This is a genomic window from Terriglobales bacterium, assembly GCA_035561515.1.
Taxonomy (GTDB): domain Bacteria; phylum Acidobacteriota; class Terriglobia; order Terriglobales; family Acidobacteriaceae; genus DATMXP01.
In genome coordinates this window covers 18,008-36,158 of the sequence record DATMXP010000031.1, presented here as the reverse complement: position 1 = coordinate 36,158, position 18,151 = coordinate 18,008, and the positions used below count along the sequence as shown (strand labels likewise).

General features: G+C 58.2%; 18 protein-coding genes and 1 tRNA gene. 11 read left to right on the top strand and 8 right to left on the bottom strand.

Annotation, left to right across the window (positions count from 1 at the left end; translation table 11 throughout):
• Positions 1-2: 2 nt before the first annotated feature.
• From glmM to VN577_14955, 4 genes are all read right to left on the bottom strand, one after another.
• A complete protein-coding gene (glmM, locus tag VN577_14970; GenBank protein HWR16127.1) occupies positions 3-1,388 on the bottom strand; it encodes a phosphoglucosamine mutase in 1,386 nt (461 codons plus the stop codon).
• Positions 1,389-1,458: 70 nt separating this feature from the next.
• Entirely contained in the window at positions 1,459-2,139 is a 681-nt protein-coding gene (locus tag VN577_14965) for a CdaR family protein (GenBank protein HWR16126.1), read from the bottom strand.
• Position 2,140: 1 nt separating this feature from the next.
• Entirely contained in the window at positions 2,141-2,992 is an 852-nt protein-coding gene (gene cdaA, locus VN577_14960; protein HWR16125.1) for a diadenylate cyclase CdaA, read from the bottom strand.
• Between the two features lie 84 nt (positions 2,993-3,076).
• Positions 3,077-3,298, bottom strand: a complete 222-nt coding sequence (locus VN577_14955) for a hypothetical protein (protein ID HWR16124.1) — start codon at positions 3,296-3,298, stop codon at positions 3,077-3,079.
• Between the two features lie 79 nt (positions 3,299-3,377).
• Here VN577_14955 and recG point away from each other — a divergent pair, with 79 nt between their 5' ends.
• Together recG and VN577_14945 are read left to right on the top strand one after the other, a co-directional pair.
• Complete coding sequence (recG, locus tag VN577_14950; protein HWR16123.1) at positions 3,378-5,549, top strand: ATP-dependent DNA helicase RecG; 2,172 nt, start codon at positions 3,378-3,380, stop codon at positions 5,547-5,549.
• 97 nt (positions 5,550-5,646) lie between these two features.
• Entirely contained in the window at positions 5,647-5,874 is a 228-nt protein-coding gene (locus tag VN577_14945; GenBank protein HWR16122.1) for a hypothetical protein, read from the top strand.
• Between the two features lies 1 nt (position 5,875).
• Here the strand turns inward: VN577_14945 and VN577_14940 are convergent, their stop codons facing one another.
• On the bottom strand, positions 5,876-7,066 hold the full coding sequence (locus VN577_14940) for a PP2C family protein-serine/threonine phosphatase (GenBank protein HWR16121.1): 1,191 nt from the start codon (positions 7,064-7,066) through the stop codon (positions 5,876-5,878).
• Positions 7,067-7,126: 60 nt separating this feature from the next.
• Entirely contained in the window at positions 7,127-7,918 is a 792-nt protein-coding gene (locus VN577_14935; GenBank protein ID HWR16120.1) for a carbon-nitrogen hydrolase family protein, read from the bottom strand.
• A 143-nt stretch (positions 7,919-8,061) separates the two neighbouring features.
• On the opposite strand from VN577_14935, the gene VN577_14930 reads away from it, so the two are divergent.
• From VN577_14930 to VN577_14910, 5 genes are all read left to right on the top strand, one after another.
• Positions 8,062-8,928, top strand: a complete 867-nt coding sequence (locus tag VN577_14930; GenBank protein ID HWR16119.1) for an SDR family oxidoreductase — start codon at positions 8,062-8,064, stop codon at positions 8,926-8,928.
• A 34-nt stretch (positions 8,929-8,962) separates the two neighbouring features.
• The gene (locus VN577_14925) at positions 8,963-9,859 is read left to right on the top strand and encodes an HAD hydrolase-like protein (GenBank protein HWR16118.1); all 897 of its coding nucleotides are present in this window, start codon (positions 8,963-8,965) and stop codon (positions 9,857-9,859) included.
• The gene (locus VN577_14920; protein HWR16117.1) at positions 9,847-11,118 is read left to right on the top strand and encodes a lactate racemase domain-containing protein; all 1,272 of its coding nucleotides are present in this window, start codon (positions 9,847-9,849) and stop codon (positions 11,116-11,118) included. The genes VN577_14925 and VN577_14920 overlap by 13 nt, the downstream gene beginning before the upstream one ends.
• Before the next feature lie 28 nt (positions 11,119-11,146).
• A complete protein-coding gene (gene gndA / locus VN577_14915) occupies positions 11,147-12,574 on the top strand; it encodes an NADP-dependent phosphogluconate dehydrogenase (protein HWR16116.1) in 1,428 nt (475 codons plus the stop codon).
• 65 nt (positions 12,575-12,639) lie between these two features.
• Positions 12,640-13,119, top strand: a complete 480-nt coding sequence (locus tag VN577_14910; GenBank protein HWR16115.1) for a GNAT family N-acetyltransferase — start codon at positions 12,640-12,642, stop codon at positions 13,117-13,119.
• On the opposite strand, the gene VN577_14905 is transcribed toward VN577_14910, so the two are convergent.
• Both VN577_14905 and VN577_14900 read right to left on the bottom strand, forming a co-directional pair.
• The gene (locus tag VN577_14905) at positions 13,120-13,914 is read right to left on the bottom strand and encodes an ABC transporter permease (protein HWR16114.1); all 795 of its coding nucleotides are present in this window, start codon (positions 13,912-13,914) and stop codon (positions 13,120-13,122) included.
• Positions 13,915-14,664 carry an ABC transporter ATP-binding protein gene (locus VN577_14900; protein ID HWR16113.1) on the bottom strand — a complete coding sequence of 250 codons (750 nt, stop codon included), beginning with the start codon at positions 14,662-14,664 and terminating at the stop codon, positions 13,915-13,917.
• 152 nt (positions 14,665-14,816) lie between these two features.
• Between VN577_14900 and nhaA the strand changes: the two genes are divergently transcribed.
• The 4 genes from nhaA (at position 14,817) to VN577_14880 (ending at position 18,092) form a co-directional block, all read left to right on the top strand.
• On the top strand, positions 14,817-16,196 hold the full coding sequence (nhaA, locus tag VN577_14895) for a Na+/H+ antiporter NhaA (protein HWR16112.1): 1,380 nt from the start codon (positions 14,817-14,819) through the stop codon (positions 16,194-16,196).
• A 52-nt stretch (positions 16,197-16,248) separates the two neighbouring features.
• Entirely contained in the window at positions 16,249-17,286 is a 1,038-nt protein-coding gene (locus tag VN577_14890) for a lysylphosphatidylglycerol synthase transmembrane domain-containing protein (GenBank protein ID HWR16111.1), read from the top strand.
• A gap of 89 nt (positions 17,287-17,375) precedes the next feature.
• Positions 17,376-17,468 (top strand) — tRNA-Ser (locus VN577_14885).
• 114 nt (positions 17,469-17,582) lie between these two features.
• On the top strand, positions 17,583-18,092 hold the full coding sequence (locus VN577_14880) for a hypothetical protein (protein HWR16110.1): 510 nt from the start codon (positions 17,583-17,585) through the stop codon (positions 18,090-18,092).
• Positions 18,093-18,151: the final 59 nt, after the last annotated feature.

The window sequence follows — 18,151 nt, the reverse complement described above, 5'->3', positions numbered from 1 at the left end:
CACTAAACTCCAATAGCTTTCTGAATCGCCCCGGAAATGGACTCGGTAATGCGCTTCATCTTCTCTTCCGACTCCGCTTCCACCATCACGCGAGCCAGCGCTTCCGTCCCCGAATAGCGGACTACAATGCGCCCGTTGCCGTCGAGTTCAGACTCGCCCTGCTTCATCGCCGTCACCACTTCGGAAATCGTGTCCAGCGGCTTCTTCTCTTTCACGCGCACATTCTTGATGGTCTGCGGAAATACCTTCAGGTCTGCGACCAGTTCATGAAGCGCCTTTCCGGCATGTGTCATGGCTTCAATCACGCGTAGCGCGGTGAGTATCCCGTCGCCGGTTGTTGCATCGCCGTCACGGAAGATGATGTGTCCGGACTGCTCGCCGCCCAGCGTGGAACCGCTCTTGTTCATTTCCTCGAGGACGTACTTGTCGCCGACAGGGGCTCGCAGCATCTTGACTCCAGACTGGCGCAGTGCGAGTTCCAGGCCCATGTTCGACATCGTGGTGGCAACAACAGTGTCGGCCTTCAGTTTGCCGCGGGATTTCATGTCGCGCGCCGCGAGCAACAGTACCGCATCTCCATTCACTACATGACCGTTCCGGTCGGAGAACAACGCACGGTCGGCATCGCCGTCGAACGTGATGCCCATATCGTATTTGCCCACGTGGGAGCGAATCTGCGAAGCAACAATCTCAGGATGTAACGCGCCGCAGTTTTCGTTGATGTTCCTTCCCGTCGGCCGGTCGTGCATGAAGTCGGCTTTCAGGCCGCAAGCGCGAAACACTTCGTGCGCTACTGGAGTCGAGGCTCCGTTGGCGCAGTCCACCAGCACAGTCAGATGCGACAACTTCGTGCCCGCGATCTGCGACGCGAGCCAGTTCACATAATCCTTCAGCAGTTCAGGATCCGTGGCCGCAACTGCCGCTTCTGTTGTTTTCTGCTCGGGAATCGATTTCGGGTCAAAGCCGGCAACGCGCCCGTGAAGCAGATCGAAGATGACGGTCTCGATCTGCTCTTCAACATCGTCGGAAAGCTTGTATCCGTCGTGACCGAAGACCTTGATGCCGTTGTCCGTCCAGGGATTGTGCGAGGCGGAAATAACGATCCCCGCGTCAAAGGCCTGCCGTGCAAGGAACGCCACGGCGGGCGTCGTGATCACGCCTGCGCTACGCACCTGTACTCCGGCTGACTCGAGCCCCGCAGTAATGGAATCAGAGATCCACCCGCTCGATTCACGCGTGTCCTGCCCGATCACGACCTTGGGATTCGAATGCCCCTTCGCCAGATATCGACCGAGTGCTACGCCGACAGCGAATACGGTGGAATGGTCGAGTGGCGGATCACCGGCAACTCCGCGGATCCCGTCGGTGCCGAACAACATTCGTGCCATGGATAAATTCCTTCCCCCGGCGACAATGCGCCGCCCCACAATTTGTCTGGAATGAAAAAACTATTATCGCCTATTGTCCTTCGGAAGGATTCGCTTTGGGTTTCGAATCCGTTACTACTGTGACATGTACGGGTAACGGATTGACCAGCCGAATCAGCGGATCGGAAACATACACACGCGTGGTGAACGTCGCCGTACCCATAACGCCCGAGGCATCCACCGGATCGGTGATCACCGAATCCACCACATCCACCCGTTTCTGCGGACCGGCAATCACCACCGTACTGGGCTCCACCTTCACGTTCTGCATCCGGAACCCCGGCGCCGATGCCCCCACTACCCTGGGCCGGACTTCCACCCGCTTCGTGGCGCGAAGGTCAAAGCTGATCCGCACCTGGCTCGGAATCACCTGAATGATTTCCACATTCCGTGGCACTCGGATTCGCTTTGGCTCCATATCGAATGTCTTCTCGTGCGGGTTGGAACCGTTCAGGTCGATGACGGCGTGCACATCCCCGGTGCTCAAGGACCGAATCACCCCCACCGGACCCCGCGCACGCACCTGTATCTGCGGGATGGTCTCGGAATTCAACTCCAGGTTGTCGGGAGCATTATGAAATTCGATGGGAACGTTGATTGCGACTTCTGCCATCGGTTCCCGCGCAATCGCCATCCACAAGGCGAATGCGATCACCAGCGACGTGATCTTCAGCCCGAGATGGTTGAAAACATGGCGCCGGAAAAAGTCCATGTCAGTCTCCCCTCATCGGCTCTTCACCGGCATGCTTCACGCGCGGCGAAGTTTCGTCTTCCGGCGTTACCGTGGGCAACGCGGAAGGCGGCACGTAGCGCCGTAACAGTTCGCTAAGTCGCTCGCGCAGATACTCGACAGTGATGTCGCGCTCCACATTTCCGCCGACCGCGAGGCTGATGTAGCCGGTCTCTTCCGAGACAATCACCGCAATCGCATCCGTCTCCTCGGTGATGCCAATGCCGGCGCGATGCCGTGTTCCCAATTGCGTGGACAACACCGGATTCATCGATAGCGGCAGGAAGCATGCCGCGGCGGCAATGCGGTCCTTCTGCACAATAACTGCGCCATCATGCAGAGGGGCGCTCGGACGAAAGATCGTTGCCAGCAGGTCGTAGGAAAGGTTCGCGTCGAGGGGGACTCCGCTCTCAATGTACGTACGCAACCCGATCTCGCGCTCAATGACAATCAAGGCGCCGGTCTGGCTCTGCGAAAAGAGGTTCGCGGCCAGCACGATGTCGTCGTACGCCTCCTGCATTCCCTGTACCGCGCGTGAGAACGTAAACCTTCGTCCTATTCGGGCAAGCGCATGCCTGATCTCATTCTGGAAGACAACGATGAGGGCGAAGATCGCGTACGGCAGCAGCGTGCCAAAGATGAAGTTAACGGTCCGGAGTTCAGCCACGTGGGCCAGATAGAACGCCACCCCAAGACTGGCCACACCTACCAATACTGGTACCGCGCGAGTTCCGCGGATCAGCAACAGAAATTGGTAGATCAATACCGCCACCAGCAGGATATCCAGAAAATCCAGCCTGGACATCGCCGGCAAACGGTCCAGCAGGTGTGGCATCGAAGTCCTTTCGCCCGAGAACAGTGGCACAACTATTCTAATGCAGGTCTAAGCGCTTGATTTAGATGGTTTTGTCCTGTTTTGCTACAGAGGGGTGCGTCTCTGGGTTCGCTTCTTTTCCGGCCACAGACGCCCAAACAGGATGTACAAGGCCGCACAGATCGCAAAATCGATCAGTAACCCGAGGTCGATGCGGTAAATCCCATGTCTCGCGACCGGCGGAAGTATTGGCATGAGTAGGGCAAAGTAGATCAGGTTCCCCAGTAGCACTGCCGCCAGTGACCTCTGAAAGGTATAAAGATTCATGCCTATATGTTTTGACACCGGAAAACGCAAATCGGGTGCATGGAAATTGCGAAATCCCGCCTGATAACATCAGGCATTCATGCTCCAGATGGACAGTCCCGTGCAATACATAAAGGGCATTGGCCCCAAGCGCGCCGAAGCCCTTAGCGCGAAAGGACTCGAGTCCCTCGAAGATCTCCTTTATTACCTGCCATTTCGCTACGAAGACCGCACGAATCCCCGCAAAATCTCCGAATTAATGCCCGGCGAAATGGCCGTCCTCATCTGCGAGGTCCGCGGTTCGGCCCTGCTGCGCACCAAGCGCATGCCGATTTTCGAAATGACCGTCGGCGACATCGGCGATCAGGCACCCCCCGTTTTCGGCAAACGCGTTCGCAACACCATCAAGTGCATCTGGTTTAACGCCCGCTACATGGAGGGCCGCTTCAAGGCCGGGCAGGTCCTCGCCCTGTACGGCAAGGTCGAAGAAGATTCCTACCGCGGCGGGTTGCAGATCGTGCAACCTCAAGTTGAAGTGCTCGGCGAATCCGATGAAGACGAACTGCCCGCCTCGATGGAGACCGGCCACATCGTGCCCATCTATGAAGGCACTGGCCAGGGTCCGCAAAAACTGAATGCCCGTTGGTTCCGCAAGATCATTCGTAACGCCCTCGAGGCGATGACCTCCGATACCCCGGACATATTGCCGAAGTCGCTTCAAAGGAAGCTCGGTCTCATCCCGCGCCAGGAGGCTTTTTGGAAAGTCCACTGGCCGGAAGATGACGTTTCTCTCTTGCAACTGCAAAGCTGGCGGACCCCCGCGCACATTCGACTCATCTTCGAGGAACTCTTCTTCCTCGAGCTTGGACTCGAGATCAAGCGTCGAAAGCTACGACGGCAGCCGGGTATCTCGTTCGAGCTCTCGGACAGCGTGCGCGAAGCAATTAAGCGAATTCTGCCGTTCCGCCCGACCGCCGCTCAAAAGCGCGTATTGAAAGACATCGCCGAAGACATGGCGCGTGCCACGCCGATGCGGCGTTTGCTCCAAGGCGATGTCGGCGCAGGCAAAACCATCGTCGCGTTTGAAGCTGCCATCATCGCGATCGAAAACGGATTCCAGGTCGCGCTCATGGCGCCGACGGAAATTCTCGCCACGCAGCACTATCTTTCTGCGCGACGCATCCTCGAGAAAGCCGGGTACCGCATCGTTCTGCTTACCGGCTCGCTCGAACAGGATCGCAAGCGCGACGTCCGCCGCCACATCGCTCGCGGCGACGCCCAGCTCGTAATCGGCACCCACGCGCTCATTCAGGACAAAGTCGAGTTCGATAACCTCGGCCTCGTCATCGTTGACGAGCAACATCGTTTCGGCGTGATGCAGCGCCTGAAGCTGATGCGGAAATCAGCCGACCCGCAGGCTCTCACGCCCGATGTGCTGGTCATGACCGCCACCCCAATTCCTCGCACGCTCGCTCTCACCCTATACGGCGAACTCGACGTCAGCGTCATCGACGAACTGCCTCCCGGACGCACGCCCATCGTCACCCGCCGCGTTTCCGATGAACGCGCCGACGAAGTATTCGACTTCGTCCGCAAGCAAGTAAAGGCCGGGCACCAGGCCTACGTCGTCTACCCGGTGATCGAAGAAAACGAAGAGAGCGAGCTCAAGGCCGCCATCAAGATGTACGAGGCCATCCGCAAAACCGTCCTACCGGACTTGCGTATAGGCCTCCTGCACGGCCGCATGTCCGCCGACGAAAAAGACTCCGTCATGGCACAGTTCAAGGACGGCAAAATCGACGTCCTCGTTTCCACCACCGTCATCGAGGTCGGCGTCGATGTCCCGAATGCCACCGTCATGGTCATCGAACACGCCGAGCGCTTTGGTCTATCGCAGCTCCACCAGTTACGCGGACGCATCGGCCGCGGTGCGGCCAAGTCCTACTGCATCCTTATGACCGGCAACAAGATTTCCGACGAAGGCGAGCAGCGCCTGAACAAAATGGTCGAAACCAACGACGGTTTCGAGATCGCCGAAATGGACCTTCAACTCCGCGGTCCGGGCGAATTCTTCGGGACCAAGCAGGCCGGCATGCCCAGCTTCCGTGTCGCCAACTTGCTTCGCGATCGCGATCTGCTCGAAGTCGCCAAGAAGGAAGCCTGCGCCCTTCTCGACGACAAGCTCGACATTCCGGCCGAGGACAAGAGCCGCACCTTGGTACACCTTCGCGCCAGCTGGCAACGACGATACGGATTAGTGGAAGTTGGCTGAGGTCTAATCCTTCCGTGCTCTATTTTGTGACGACGAGCACGTTCGTTCTGTGACCAATGAAAAGGCGCACTGGCAAGCCTGTTTGGTAAGTTGCGCTTTGAACTTCTTTCGACTCGACTACATTTCTTGTCTGCTTACCGTGATCTCAACGGTCATGGTTGGACGCCGCATGTGGCACGGATGGATCGTCGCCGGCATCAACAGCGTGATCATCTGCTGGATCGCCGTCCAAACGTCGCAGACCGGATTCATACCGGCGAACCTCTTCTGCCTTGCGTTGTACGGCTACAACATCGTGAAGTGGCGAACGTCGGTGAAAACTTAACCTAGTTCACAGCGACTGCCAGCAGCGTGGCATCATCGTGAAATTGCGACCGGCAAAAGGCACGCACATCTTCCATCACAAAGCTTTTCATCTGATCGGCCTGGTGACGGCTGGAGTTCCGCGCCGACGCGACCAGTCGCTCTTCCCCGAACTCTTCGCCGTCTTCCCGCATGGCTTCCGTGATTCCGTCTGTGAACAGCAGCAGACGGTCGCCTGAGCCCAGTGGCAGAACCGAGTCTTCGTAGCTTCCGTCCTGAACCACCCCAAGCACCACGCCGCTGCTGTCCAGTTGCAGCGGCGCGCGCGAAGGTTGAATCGCAATCGGCCGCAGATGCCCCGCATTGCAATAGGTAAGGCTGCGTTGGGCAACGTCGAGCACACCGTAGAAGAAGGTCACAAACTTGTCGCTGCCGATGTTGTTGCACAACACGCCGTTGATCCGTGAACAAAGCGAGGCCGGCGACATCGACTCCGAAGCAAACGCACGCACCGATGCCTGCACGTTCGCCATCAGCAGCGCCGCGGATGTTCCTTTACCCACCACATCCGCAATACAGATCGCCACCTTCGTTTCGCTCAGCTTGATTACGTCGAAGTAGTCGCCGCCCACCACCCGCGCCGGTTCCCACGCTCCAGCTATGTCAAACCCGTTTATCTGTGGGATTTTCTTCGGCAGCAACGATTCCTGTATCTCGCGTGCGCGTTGCAGGTCTTCTTCCTGCTTCTGCCATTCCGCCTCACGCTTTTCGACGGTTTCCTGTAGTTCGCGGTTATGGCGCTCCAGCCGAGATCGCATGTCGCAGAACAGGTTGTAGACAACGCCAAACACGATCGTGACGAGCGATGGCAGCTTCCAGCCCTGCGACAGGTACATCCAGTAGTTCGTTCCCGAAGGCGCATCGAGCCAGAACGCAATGAGGATTGCTCCGGCCACAGTGAACGGAGTAATTGCAATCAGCAGCGCGAGAAAGGCAAGCCAGTCGTAAGGGAATTTGTAACGGCAGAACAGGGAGGAAAACTGCACCAGGAACAGGAACCCGGTATTCCCGATGAAGAACGAACAGATGAACACCATCAGAAAGTTCACCTGTTGCCCCACTCCCCACAGCAACCCGCTCACGGCCGCCGCCACGCCAAACAGCAACAGTTGTACCCAAACGACGCGTCTTAACGTTGTAGAGAGCCGTAACATGGCCCGCGATCATAGCCGCGGAAAACGCACATGACTGTGTCGCAGGTCACAATCGGAAGGCTAGTAGCCTGCTTTGCAACGCATCGCCAGCAACCGGGTGGCCTCCGCCAGTTCGATATCGGCCAGGAGAAGCCCGTGTTGCCCATAAGGGTGATAACACAACAACGTTCCGTCAGGTCGTACCACCGCCGATGTCGTGGGTGCACCCTCGCTCGCGAAATTGACGGTTGCAAACCAACAGGTATTCTCAGCGGCCCGGCACAATGCAGCTTTCTCGTGAAACGTATTTCGCGGATCGGCAAACGTCGCCGGCGCAAAGCCGCCTGGCTCGGCCGGATGGAAATGCGGATGAAATACAACCTGCGCGCCATTCCGCACTGCCCAGCGAACCGTCTCCGGATATCGCCAGCCCTCGTGACAGATCGCAACACCGAACGTCATCGGACCCGATTGGAACACCCGCCTTTGCGTTCCTGCGGCGTAGGTGCCGTCTTCGGAAGGGTCCATCTGCACTTTGTCCTGAAGACCCACGATGCTGCCGTCGCGCCCAACGACCAGTGCGGTCGCCAGCAACTCCCCGTTCACGATCCGCTCTGTGCCAAGAATCACCGCTACATTCGCCTTGTTCGCTGCTGCCGCGACTGCGGCCCACGCATCGGCGAGGAAGACCTGATCCGGCGGCGGAATCGGGTGCCCCGTGCCGCGATAACCCGGAACAAAGCATTCCGGAAAGCAGATGATGTCCGCAGCCTGATCACCTGCTTCATGAATGGCCGCCTCGGCCAGTACGACAGACTCCTGTGGAGTAGACGGAAATCTCAGGTTGGCAAGGGCAATTCGAACGGTACTCATCCACCCAGTTTACAAACCGTCCTTTCGGCATGACCACACACCTCGTGATTTGTGTCACCGAAGGCTGTAGCCGTCCGGTGTTATTACTAGCCTCGTTCTTCGTTCAGAGGCTTCCCCGCAGCTGTGTTTCAAGGAGTTATTCCATGTCAGCTATCGAAAGTACGGGTCTCGAACTATTCGATTTGAAGGCTCTCACCTCCCTTTATGACTTTACCGGGCAAACAGTAGTGTTAACCGGGGGCACCGGAGTTCTTGCCGGCACCATGGCTCTCGCTCTCGTCGGTTGCGGTGCCAATGTCGCCCTGGTTGACAAGAATGTCGCGGCCGGAGAAGCCCTGCTGGATCGCATGGGCGAACACGCTTATCGTGCCGCGGTCGTGCCCTGCGATGTCCTCGACCGCGTGAATGTCGAACGGGTCGCCACCGATATCAGGACACGGTTCGGCACCGTGGACCACCTGATCAACGCCGCCGGTGGCAACGACGCCAAAGCTACGACCAGCAACGACCTGCGATTCTTCGACTTGCCCGTCGATGCCGTGCGCTGGGTGTTCGACCTCAACCTGGTCGGGACCGTGCTGCCAACCCAGGTCTTCGGCAGAATCATGGCCAACCAGGGCTTCGGACGCATACTCAACATCACATCCATGTCTGCCGACCGCCCGCTCACCCGCGTTCCCATGTACTCGGCCGCGAAGGCCGGTGTCAGCAATTTCACCCGCTGGCTCGCGGTTCACATGGCCCAGGAATACTCCACCAACATCCGCGTGAATGCTATTGCCCCCGGATTCTTCCTCACCAACCAGAACCGCTATCTGCTCACCGATCGCGAAACCGGTGAACTCACCGCGCGCGGTAAGAGCATCATCGCCCACACGCCAATGGCGAAGTTTGGGCAACCGGAAGACCTGCTCGGCGCCGTCCTGTGGCTGCTGTCGCCGGCCTCTTCGTTCGTGACCGGCGCGGTAATTCCCATTGATGGCGGGTTTTCGGCCTTCGCCGGAGTTTAGAATAATCAAGTTGCAGTGGACTGGAGGTAGTCCGATGAGCGTGACCGCTTCGCCGGCACAGGTATTAGTGGACCTTAAGCCGCAGTTCAAGTTCTTTATCGGCATCGATTCCGATGGCTGCGCGTTCGACAGTATGGAGATCAAGCACAAAGAGTGCTTCTGTCCGAACATCATTAAGTACTGGCATCTCCAGCCCGTCGCCAAGTACGCCCGCGAAGCCATTGAGTTCGTGAACCTCTACTCCAAGTGGCGCGGCGTAAATCGCTGGCCTGCGCTGATCAGGGTCCTCGATCTGTTGCGCGACCGGCCCGAAGTCATCGCCCGCAAATGCAACATCCCGATGGCGAACCGGGTACGCGAATTCATCGCCTCCGGCAAGCCGCTGAGCAACGACGGCCTCAAGCAATATATGGCTGAGCACCCGGACCCCGAACTCGACCTGGCCATGCAGTGGAGCGTCGCGGTGAACAAGTCCATCGCCGACGTTGTTTTCGACCTGCCGCCCTTCCCTTACGTTCGCGAAAGCCTGGAACTTCTCCAGAAATTCGCCGACTGTGCCGTCGTTTCGCAAACGCCCACCGAGGCGCTCGTCCGTGAGTGGGAAGAGCATGGTATCGACAAGTACGTGCGCGCCATCGCCGGACAGGAGCTTGGCACCAAGAAGCAGCACCTCCACATGGCCGCGGGAGGGAAGTATCCGGAAAAGAACATCCTCATGATCGGCGACGCCAACGGCGACCTCGAAGCCGCGCGCGGCAACAACGCCCTATTCTTCCCTATTAATCCCGGACACGAAGAAGCATCGTGGGAGCTCTTCTATAAAGAGGGCATCCACAAGTTCCTCGCCGGAGAATTCGCAGGCGACTACGAAGCCCGCCTTATCGCTGACTTCCAGAAGTACCTGCCGGAAAAAGCGCCATGGCAGAAGTAGCAGAGCTCACCACCATCGGTACCGGCTACACCGACCGGTACCTCACGTCTGACGAAGTTCGCGACATCGTTCGCGAAGCCATCGCTTCCGCTCCGTTCCAGGGGAAGCGCGTCCTTGTGATCATCCCCGACGGCACGCGCACCATGCCCATGCCGCAGATGTTCGACTTGCTCCAGGAACTGCTGCGTCCCAAGGTCGCGAAACTCGACTACCTTGTCGCCCTCGGCACCCATCCTCCGATGACCGATGCGCAGCTTACTAAGCTCGTCGGTAAGCCGGTCGTGAACGGCAGAGTCGGCGAGACAAATATCTTCAATCACCATTGGGAATCCCCAGAGACCTTCGTCTCTCTCGGCACCATTCCCGCCGCCGAGATCGAGAAGATCACCAACGGTCTTCTCAGCCGCGACGTCCCCGTCCGCTTGAACAAAATCGTTCTTGAGTACGACCACATCATCATCTGCGGACCGGTATTCCCTCACGAGGTCGTCGGCTTCTCTGGCGGCAACAAGTATTTCTTCCCCGGCATCGCCGGTTCGGAGATCATCAATTTCACTCACTGGCTCGGCGCCGTCATCACCAACTACGAAGTGATCGGCTCCGGATACACCCCGGTTCGCGCCGTCATCGACCGCGCCGCCACCATGATCCCCACCCCTTCCTGGTGTTTCGCCTGGGTGGTCACGCATGAAGGCACCAGCGGACTCTTTTTCGACAAGCCCGCTCAGGCCTGGGTCTCAGCCTCACAACTCTCGGCCAGGAAGCACATCGTTTATCTCGACAAGCCATTCCGGCGCGTGCTTTCCGTGATGCCCGAGATGTACGACGACGTCTGGACCGCCGGCAAGGGCATGTACAAGATCGAGCCGATCGTCGCAGACGGCGGCGAGGTCATCATCTACAGCCCGAACATCGACGAGATTAGCTACACGCACGGCAAGATCATCGACCAGGTTGGCTATCACTGCCGTGACTACTTCATGAAGCAGTGGGACAAGTTCAAAGACTTCCCCGGCGGCGTGCTCGCACATTCAACTCATGTAAAAGGACTCGGCACCTACGACGAGAAGACCGGCATCGAAAAGCCGCGCATTACCGTCACATTGGCAACGTCGGTGCCGGAAGAGCGCTGCCGGCTGGTGAATCTCGGCTACATGGATCCGAAGTCAATTAACATTTCCGAGTGGATGGGCCGTGAAGCGGAGGGCATTCTCGTCGTGCCTCGCGCCGGAGAAGTTCTCTATCGCCTGAAGAAATAGACAGTTGCCTCAACAGTTAGGAGCGGACATGCAATACAAGATGGGTGTGGTGGGTTTGGGCGTGATGGGTTCCAACCTCGCGCTGAACATGGAACGCAACGGGTTCCCCGTCGCCGGTTACGATCTCGACAAGGCTAAAACCCAGGCTTGGGTCAACGGTCCCGCCAAGGGGAAGAAAGTCATTGGCGTCGATTCCCCTGCTGCTCTCATGGCTGCTCTGGAAAAACCGCGTCGCATCCTCATCATGGTTCCCGCCGGCGCACCCGTCGATTCCGCCATCGCCCACCTCAAGCCACATCTCGAGCCCGGCGATATCCTCATGGACGGCGGCAACTCCTTCTTCCTCGATACCGAACGCCGCAACAAAGAACTCGAAGCCGAGAACTTTCGCTTCATCGGCACCGGCGTTTCCGGTGGTGAAGAGGGCGCACTCTGGGGTCCGGCCATCATGCCCGGCGGACAGATTGAAGCCTGGGAGGCCGTGGCGCCCATCCTGCGTGCCATGGCCGCTCGCGCCGAAGATGGCCAACCCTGTGTCGAATACATGGGTCCGCGTGGAGCCGGCCACTACGTGAAGATGGTTCACAACGGTATCGAGTACGGTGACATGCAGTTGATCGCCGAGGCCTACGACATCCTTCATCGCGGACTCGGGATCCCGCCCAGTGAACTGCACGCCATCTTCAACGAATGGAACTCCCGCGAACTTAAGTCTTATCTCATCGAAATCACGGCCAACATCTTTGCCAAAACCGACGACCTCACCGGCAAGCCGATCGTCGACGTGATCCTCGACGAAGCACAGCAGAAAGGCACCGGCAAGTGGGCCAGCCAGAACGCGCTCGACATCGGCGCACCCATTCCCACGATCAATGCCGCCGTCGAGAGCCGCATTTTGTCGGCACTGAAAAAAGAACGCGTCGCCGCCAGCAAAGTCCTCAGCGGACCGAAACCCTCGTTCTCCGGTGACAAGAACAAACTGATCAGCGCCGTCGAACAGGCACTCTACGCCAGCAAGATCACCTCTTACGCACAGGGCATCGCGCTGATGCGTCTCGCGTCGAACGAATACAAGTACGACCTGAAGCCCGGCAAAATTGCGAAGATCTGGCGCGCCGGATGCATCATCCGTGCCACCCTCCTCCAGGAGATCATGCACGCGTACGACCGCAACCCCGATCTCGTGAACCTCATGCTCGACCCGAACTTCAAGCAAGCGGTTGAAAGCCGTCAAGCTGCGTGGCGCACCGTCGTTCAAACAGCCGTCGGCATGGGCATCCCGGTGCTGGCCATGAGTTCTTCGCTGGCATACTTCGATGCCTATCGCACCGAGCGCCTGCCGGCGAACCTCACGCAGGCTCAGCGCGATTACTTTGGCGCTCACACCTACCGCCGCACCGACCGCGAAGGTACATTCCACACCGAGTGGACGGCGGAGAAAATCGCAACCAAATAGATTGCACAAAGAGCCAAAGGCGTCCTCACGCGGGACGCCTTTCTTCGTCTTGTTAGAATTTCTTCGTGAAGCAAGCACCAGCCCAGGTTCGCCATGCCAGTCCCAAAGACACACCAGAAATTATCCGCATCGTAAACGCGGCGTTTGCGGTCGAGTCATTCCTCGACGGCACACGCACGGACGACCAGCGCATGGCCGGATATCTCCAGACCGGCGAATTCCTTGTTGCCGAAAAAGATGGGGAAATCGTCGCCTCCATCTACATCGAACTCCACGGCGAACGCGGCTACTTCGGAATGCTGGCGGTGGACCCTTCCAGAAAAGGCCAGGGCCTCGGGCGTGTGATGATCGAGGCCGCGGAAAATCACTGTCGTTCGAAAGGCTGCAAGTTCATGGACATCGCCGTGCTCAGCCTTCGCCCCGAGTTACCGCCCCTCTACCGCAAGTTCGGATACGTCGAATCCGGTACCGACGAGTTCCGCCCCTCGCGGCCGCTCAAACCCGGATACGAATGCCACGTTATCAAAATGTCCAAGTCGCTCTGATTAACTGACCGACTCGGCGCTGTAACGCGCGATCAATCCGGTCCGAACAGAGTGCTTGTACATTCGTGCAAAGAGCAACGACGCCAGCAGCACATACACCAACGACAGAGCAATGCCGAAGAACAGCGGCGCCAGCGGCACCTCTTTTCCCGCCACGATCGCCCGCACTCCTTCGAACACATAAGCCGGCGGCAGGATCCGCGAAAAAGCCTGCATCCACCCCGGCAACGTCGAAAGCGGATAGAACACGCCGACGAATGGTGACAAGACCGCCGGGATCGGCCACACGAACCATTCCGATGCCGGCCCAAGCCGCAGCACCAGCGAAATCCCTACAATTCCCAGCGCAATCCCGAAGAGGAACAGCACCATCAGGAACGGAATCAGGAGCAGTCCGTAGCTAAGGAACGACAGTCCAAATCCAAACGTCGCCACCACCAGCATGATCACCAAACCAATCGCGCTCGTCCCGATGCTCGACAGCACCAGTCCGCCGACGTATTCGGAAATCCGAATCGGCGTGGCAAACATGTTCAGGAAATTCCTCGACCAGACGTCTTCGAAGAATGCCATTGTCACGCCCTGCATCACGCGCGTGAAGAAGTCCCACAGCAGCACGGCCCCCAGCAATGCCGGGACAAAATCAAAACGGCTCGCCGACAATGCGTTCAGGAACTTCGTCATGAAGCCCCACAACACCATGTCGATCGCGACCCAGATGAACATCGGGGTCAACCGCGACGCGCTCCCGCGCACAAGATAAAACTGCCGCAGCACAATGGCCAAGGTGCGCATCTATCCCACCTCCAGCGTAAGCGGTTCGCGCGCTACGGTGATGAACAACTCTTCCAGCGACGTCTTCCCATGCTCGCCGGGAAGCGATTTCGGATTCCCTTCCAGCAGGATCTTCCCGTGCGACAGGAACAGCACGCGATCGCACACTTCCTGCACTTCATACATGTTGTGCGACGTCCACAGCACACCGCCCGTCCCGCTTGTCGCGAAGTCTCGAATCTTCATCCGGATTTCTCTCGCGACCGACGGGTCCAGTGACGCCGTCGGCTCATCCAGCAACAGCAGCTTCGGACGGTTCAGCATCGATTTCGCCAGTGCCACTCGCGTCTGCTCGCCTGACGACAGCACACCGCACTTCGTGTTGCGGAACTTCGTCAGGTCGAACTGCTCCAGCAAAGAATCAATTCGCTCCTGGATATGCTTCACCCCGTAGATCATGCCGAAGATGCGCAGGTTCTGGTACACCGTGAGATTGCCGGGCAGCGGCGCGTAAACCGCCGCAAAGTTCGTGCACCCCAGCGCACGTGACCGGTGTTGCGCCAGGTCCACGCCATCGATCGAAATCTTGCCCGACGTCGGCTCCAGCACTCCCAGTACCATGTTGATGGTTGTCGTCTTCCCTGCTCCGTTCGGACCGAGCAGGCCGACGATCTCGTTCTGTCTGACCTCGAACGAAATATCATCCACGGCCACCGTTTGGCCGTAGAGTTTGCGCAAACCCTGCGCCGAAAGTACTTTTTGATCTGCCATGTAGAACCAATCGTTCACGTCGATGATATTGACTGCCCCTGCATTGTGGGAAGTCACTCCAGATCACAACAACAGCATTCGAGTTCTGCCCGATTGTGAACCTCACATTCATACTCTGTTGATACACTCAACAAAATTGGAGTTGAACCCAAATGCACGTCCCACCGCGGAGCCGCGGCACCACCCTGGCAAAGGCGCAAACGTCTTATGCGGCGAAGAAGATCGTTCTGCCGCTGCAAAGGTTTTTTCATACCGAGACCACCAGCGGGCTGATGCTGTTGGCTGCCACCGCCGCCGCACTCGTCTGGGCTAACTTCGCCCCGGACTCGTACGAGCATTTCTGGGAAACGAAAATCGCTCTCCAGATTGGTGCTTTTGTGTTGTCGCACTCCCTGCACCACTGGATCAACGACGCGCTCATGGTGATCTTTTTCTTTGTCGTCGGACTGGAGATCAAGCGCGAGTTCGCACATGGCGAGCTTTCCGGATGGAAACGTTCTGCCTTGCCAGTCATCTGCGCGTTTGGTGGCATGGTAGTACCCGCGACAATTTATGCTCTGTTCAATGCCGGCACTCCCGCCTCGTCGGGATGGGGCATCCCCATGGCGACCGACATTGCGTTCGCTCTTGGTGTTCTCGCTCTCGTCGGAGACCGCATTCCCAGCGCCGCGCGAGTGTTCCTACTGGCACTCGCCACCGTCGACGACATCGGCGCTATTCTCGTCATCGCCGTCTTTTACACCAGTCAACTTTCCTGGATGGCACTGGTCTGGGCAGTCGTACTCGTCGCCGTTATTGTTGTAATGCAACGACTCGGCGTTCAATCCGTCGCCTCGTACGTCCCTCTTGGTGTGTTCTTCTGGTTGGCTGTGCTCGCTTCTGGCGTTCACGCCACCATCGCCGGAGTCATACTCGGTCTCCTCACCCCTACGAAGGCCGTTCTGCCTAAGAAGGAATTCGCCGATGAGGCTGAGTGCATCGTCTCCGATATCCGCAAAGCAGTCGACGTCGATGACAATGCAACATCGGAAGCGTTGCTCGGCAGCATGGAACAGCTCTCCGTCGAAACCGAAGCCACTGCCGACCGCCTCATTCGCATCTTGCATCCGTGGTCCGGATACGTCGTGCTCCCGCTCTTCGCGCTAGCCAACGCCGGTGTACATTTGAACGCCACTGTCCTCCGCGACGCCATCGGCAGTCACGTAGCTCAAGGCATCGCCTTTGGACTGATCCTCGGAAAATCGCTGGGTATTACGCTCGCTGCTTATCTGGCGGTCAAATTCGGTCTGGCCACCATGGTGCGGGATGTTCGCTGGTCCCAGATGCTCGGTGTAAGTACTCTGGCGGGCATCGGCTTTACAGTCTCGATTTTCATTACCGACTTGGCGTTCACTGACCCGACCATTGTGGAAACAGGAAAGATCGGGGTACTCTGCGCTTCGCTTATCGCCGGAGTCGGCGGCTTCGCGCTACTCAGGTTCGGCCCTCGCTCGCACAAGGTGCCGCCCTCTGATACCTTGGTAATCGGGTGAGGACATTCGTCTTTCTCGGCGGAGCCTCACCTTGAGTAGCATCTAAGGAATCATGACGGCCAAAGAGCCCAGCGTTTTGTCGAAGCATCGAGCGAAGGTCTGGCTGACTTACGTCATCGCCGCGCTGGCTCTCTATTGGGTATTCCACGACGTTCACTGGGGCGCCCTCGTCGACCAGTTCAAGCAACTCTCCTGGGGATGGGTCAGCGTCATTGTCTTCTGGGATGTGCTCAGCTTCTACGTGCAGGGCATCCGCTGGCAGATTCTTCTTCAACCACTGGGCAAACTTTCCTACTGGCGGACCACGCAAGCCATCTACGTCGGACTACTCACCAGCGAAATCCTCCCGCTGCGCGCCGGCGAAATCATTCGCGGAATCCTCGTTGCTCGCTGGCTCGGCCGTAAGTTCCACGATGTCCTTCCCTCCATGGCCGTCGAGCGTATGTTTGACGCCTTCTGGTTCTCCGGAGCCATGATCGCCACCGCGCTCCTTATCGATGTTCCGCCGCAGATTCGCGTCGGCACCAATGTCATGGCCGCTGCCGCCATACTCGGCATCATCGTCTTCGTGTACGTAGTGAAGAAGACACACTATGCCGAGAACGTAGTCGACCTCAACGCCGAACCGAAAAACCTGGTTGAGAAGCTGAGATTCGCGCTGTTTGAGATCCGCGTCGAACTCAAGCAGATCGGCCTCGGACGCCGCTTCTGGACCTCCGGTCTTGTCTCCGGACTGCTCCACGTCGTACAGGCGCTGGCGTTCCTGTCGATTCTGAAGGCCTGCGGAGTTGACCTCCCGCTGCTCGCATCGATCGCCGTCTTTCTGGTGGTACACCTCGGCATCGCCATTCCCAACGCCCCGGCAAACGTCGGCACCTTCCAACTCTTTTGCGTGCTGGGCCTGACGTTCTTCGGCGTGGAAAAATCAACGGCCGCAGCCGTGTCGGTGATCGCCTTCGCGATACTCACGTTCCCGGTTCTTCTCATCGGTGTTTTGGCAACGCTCCAGGCTGGCTTCTCGCTCACGTCCTTCCACACCCAACTGCGCGACATGAGCACGCAGCAACCCGCCGCCGAACGAGTTATTTAGAGCGTTTCGCTATTTCCGGCAAAAGTCCCGAAGCTCAGCTATAATGGCCAAAGCGATCAGACCTCCGATACGAGGTTTGGTTCCCCGCCGGAGAGGTGGCCGAGTGGCTGAAGGCGGCGGTTTGCTAAACCGTTATACGGTCAAAAGCTGTATCGGGGGTTCGAATCCCCCCCTCTCCGCCAGAAACTTCCTTTCAGCGACTTACCTGCCGCTTTACTATCCGCTTTACCATTACTGAACAACAATTTCACGTGTCTCCAATCCCTCAGCGGGTATAGTGTTCCCGCACGACTTTTATGCGCTTCGACCTTCTGCCATTTTCGCCGCAGCTTATCCAAGCCCGATGGGAGTTCGGGAAACTGCCGAGCGAAGAACTGCCTCGCCTCGCGCAGGACGCATTGGAACTCGGCTATGACGGCAAGTACACGAGGCGCATCGCGGGTCTGGAGTCGCCCGACAGCTTCGACTTGCAGCCGCTCATGCCGGGGTTCTTAGCGGAACTGGGTGTAACGTCGAAGCTTTCCCAGCGGAATGCAGGAATGGCACTTGCGAGACTCGTTGCTCAGGCCATCGTTGACGGTCGCGTGAAGCCGTACGACGGCGCACGGTTTATCTGGCGGGAAATCGAAGTCGAACTGTGGCCGAACCCGCCTGAGGAACTGCTGTGCTTCGTGGGGAACGCATCCGAGTACGAGGACTCTGAGTTCTACAGCGAACAGCCAGAAGACGACCGCAAAACAATAGCGGAAGAAATCATCCGTGGCGCTCGTGAACTCGCAGCAACCGCCGCTCAGCCTGAAAGTTAGATACGAGTTTGCACTCGGTAACAGTCCCCGTAGACCTTTGCAGCCCAGAGGGTCCTGGC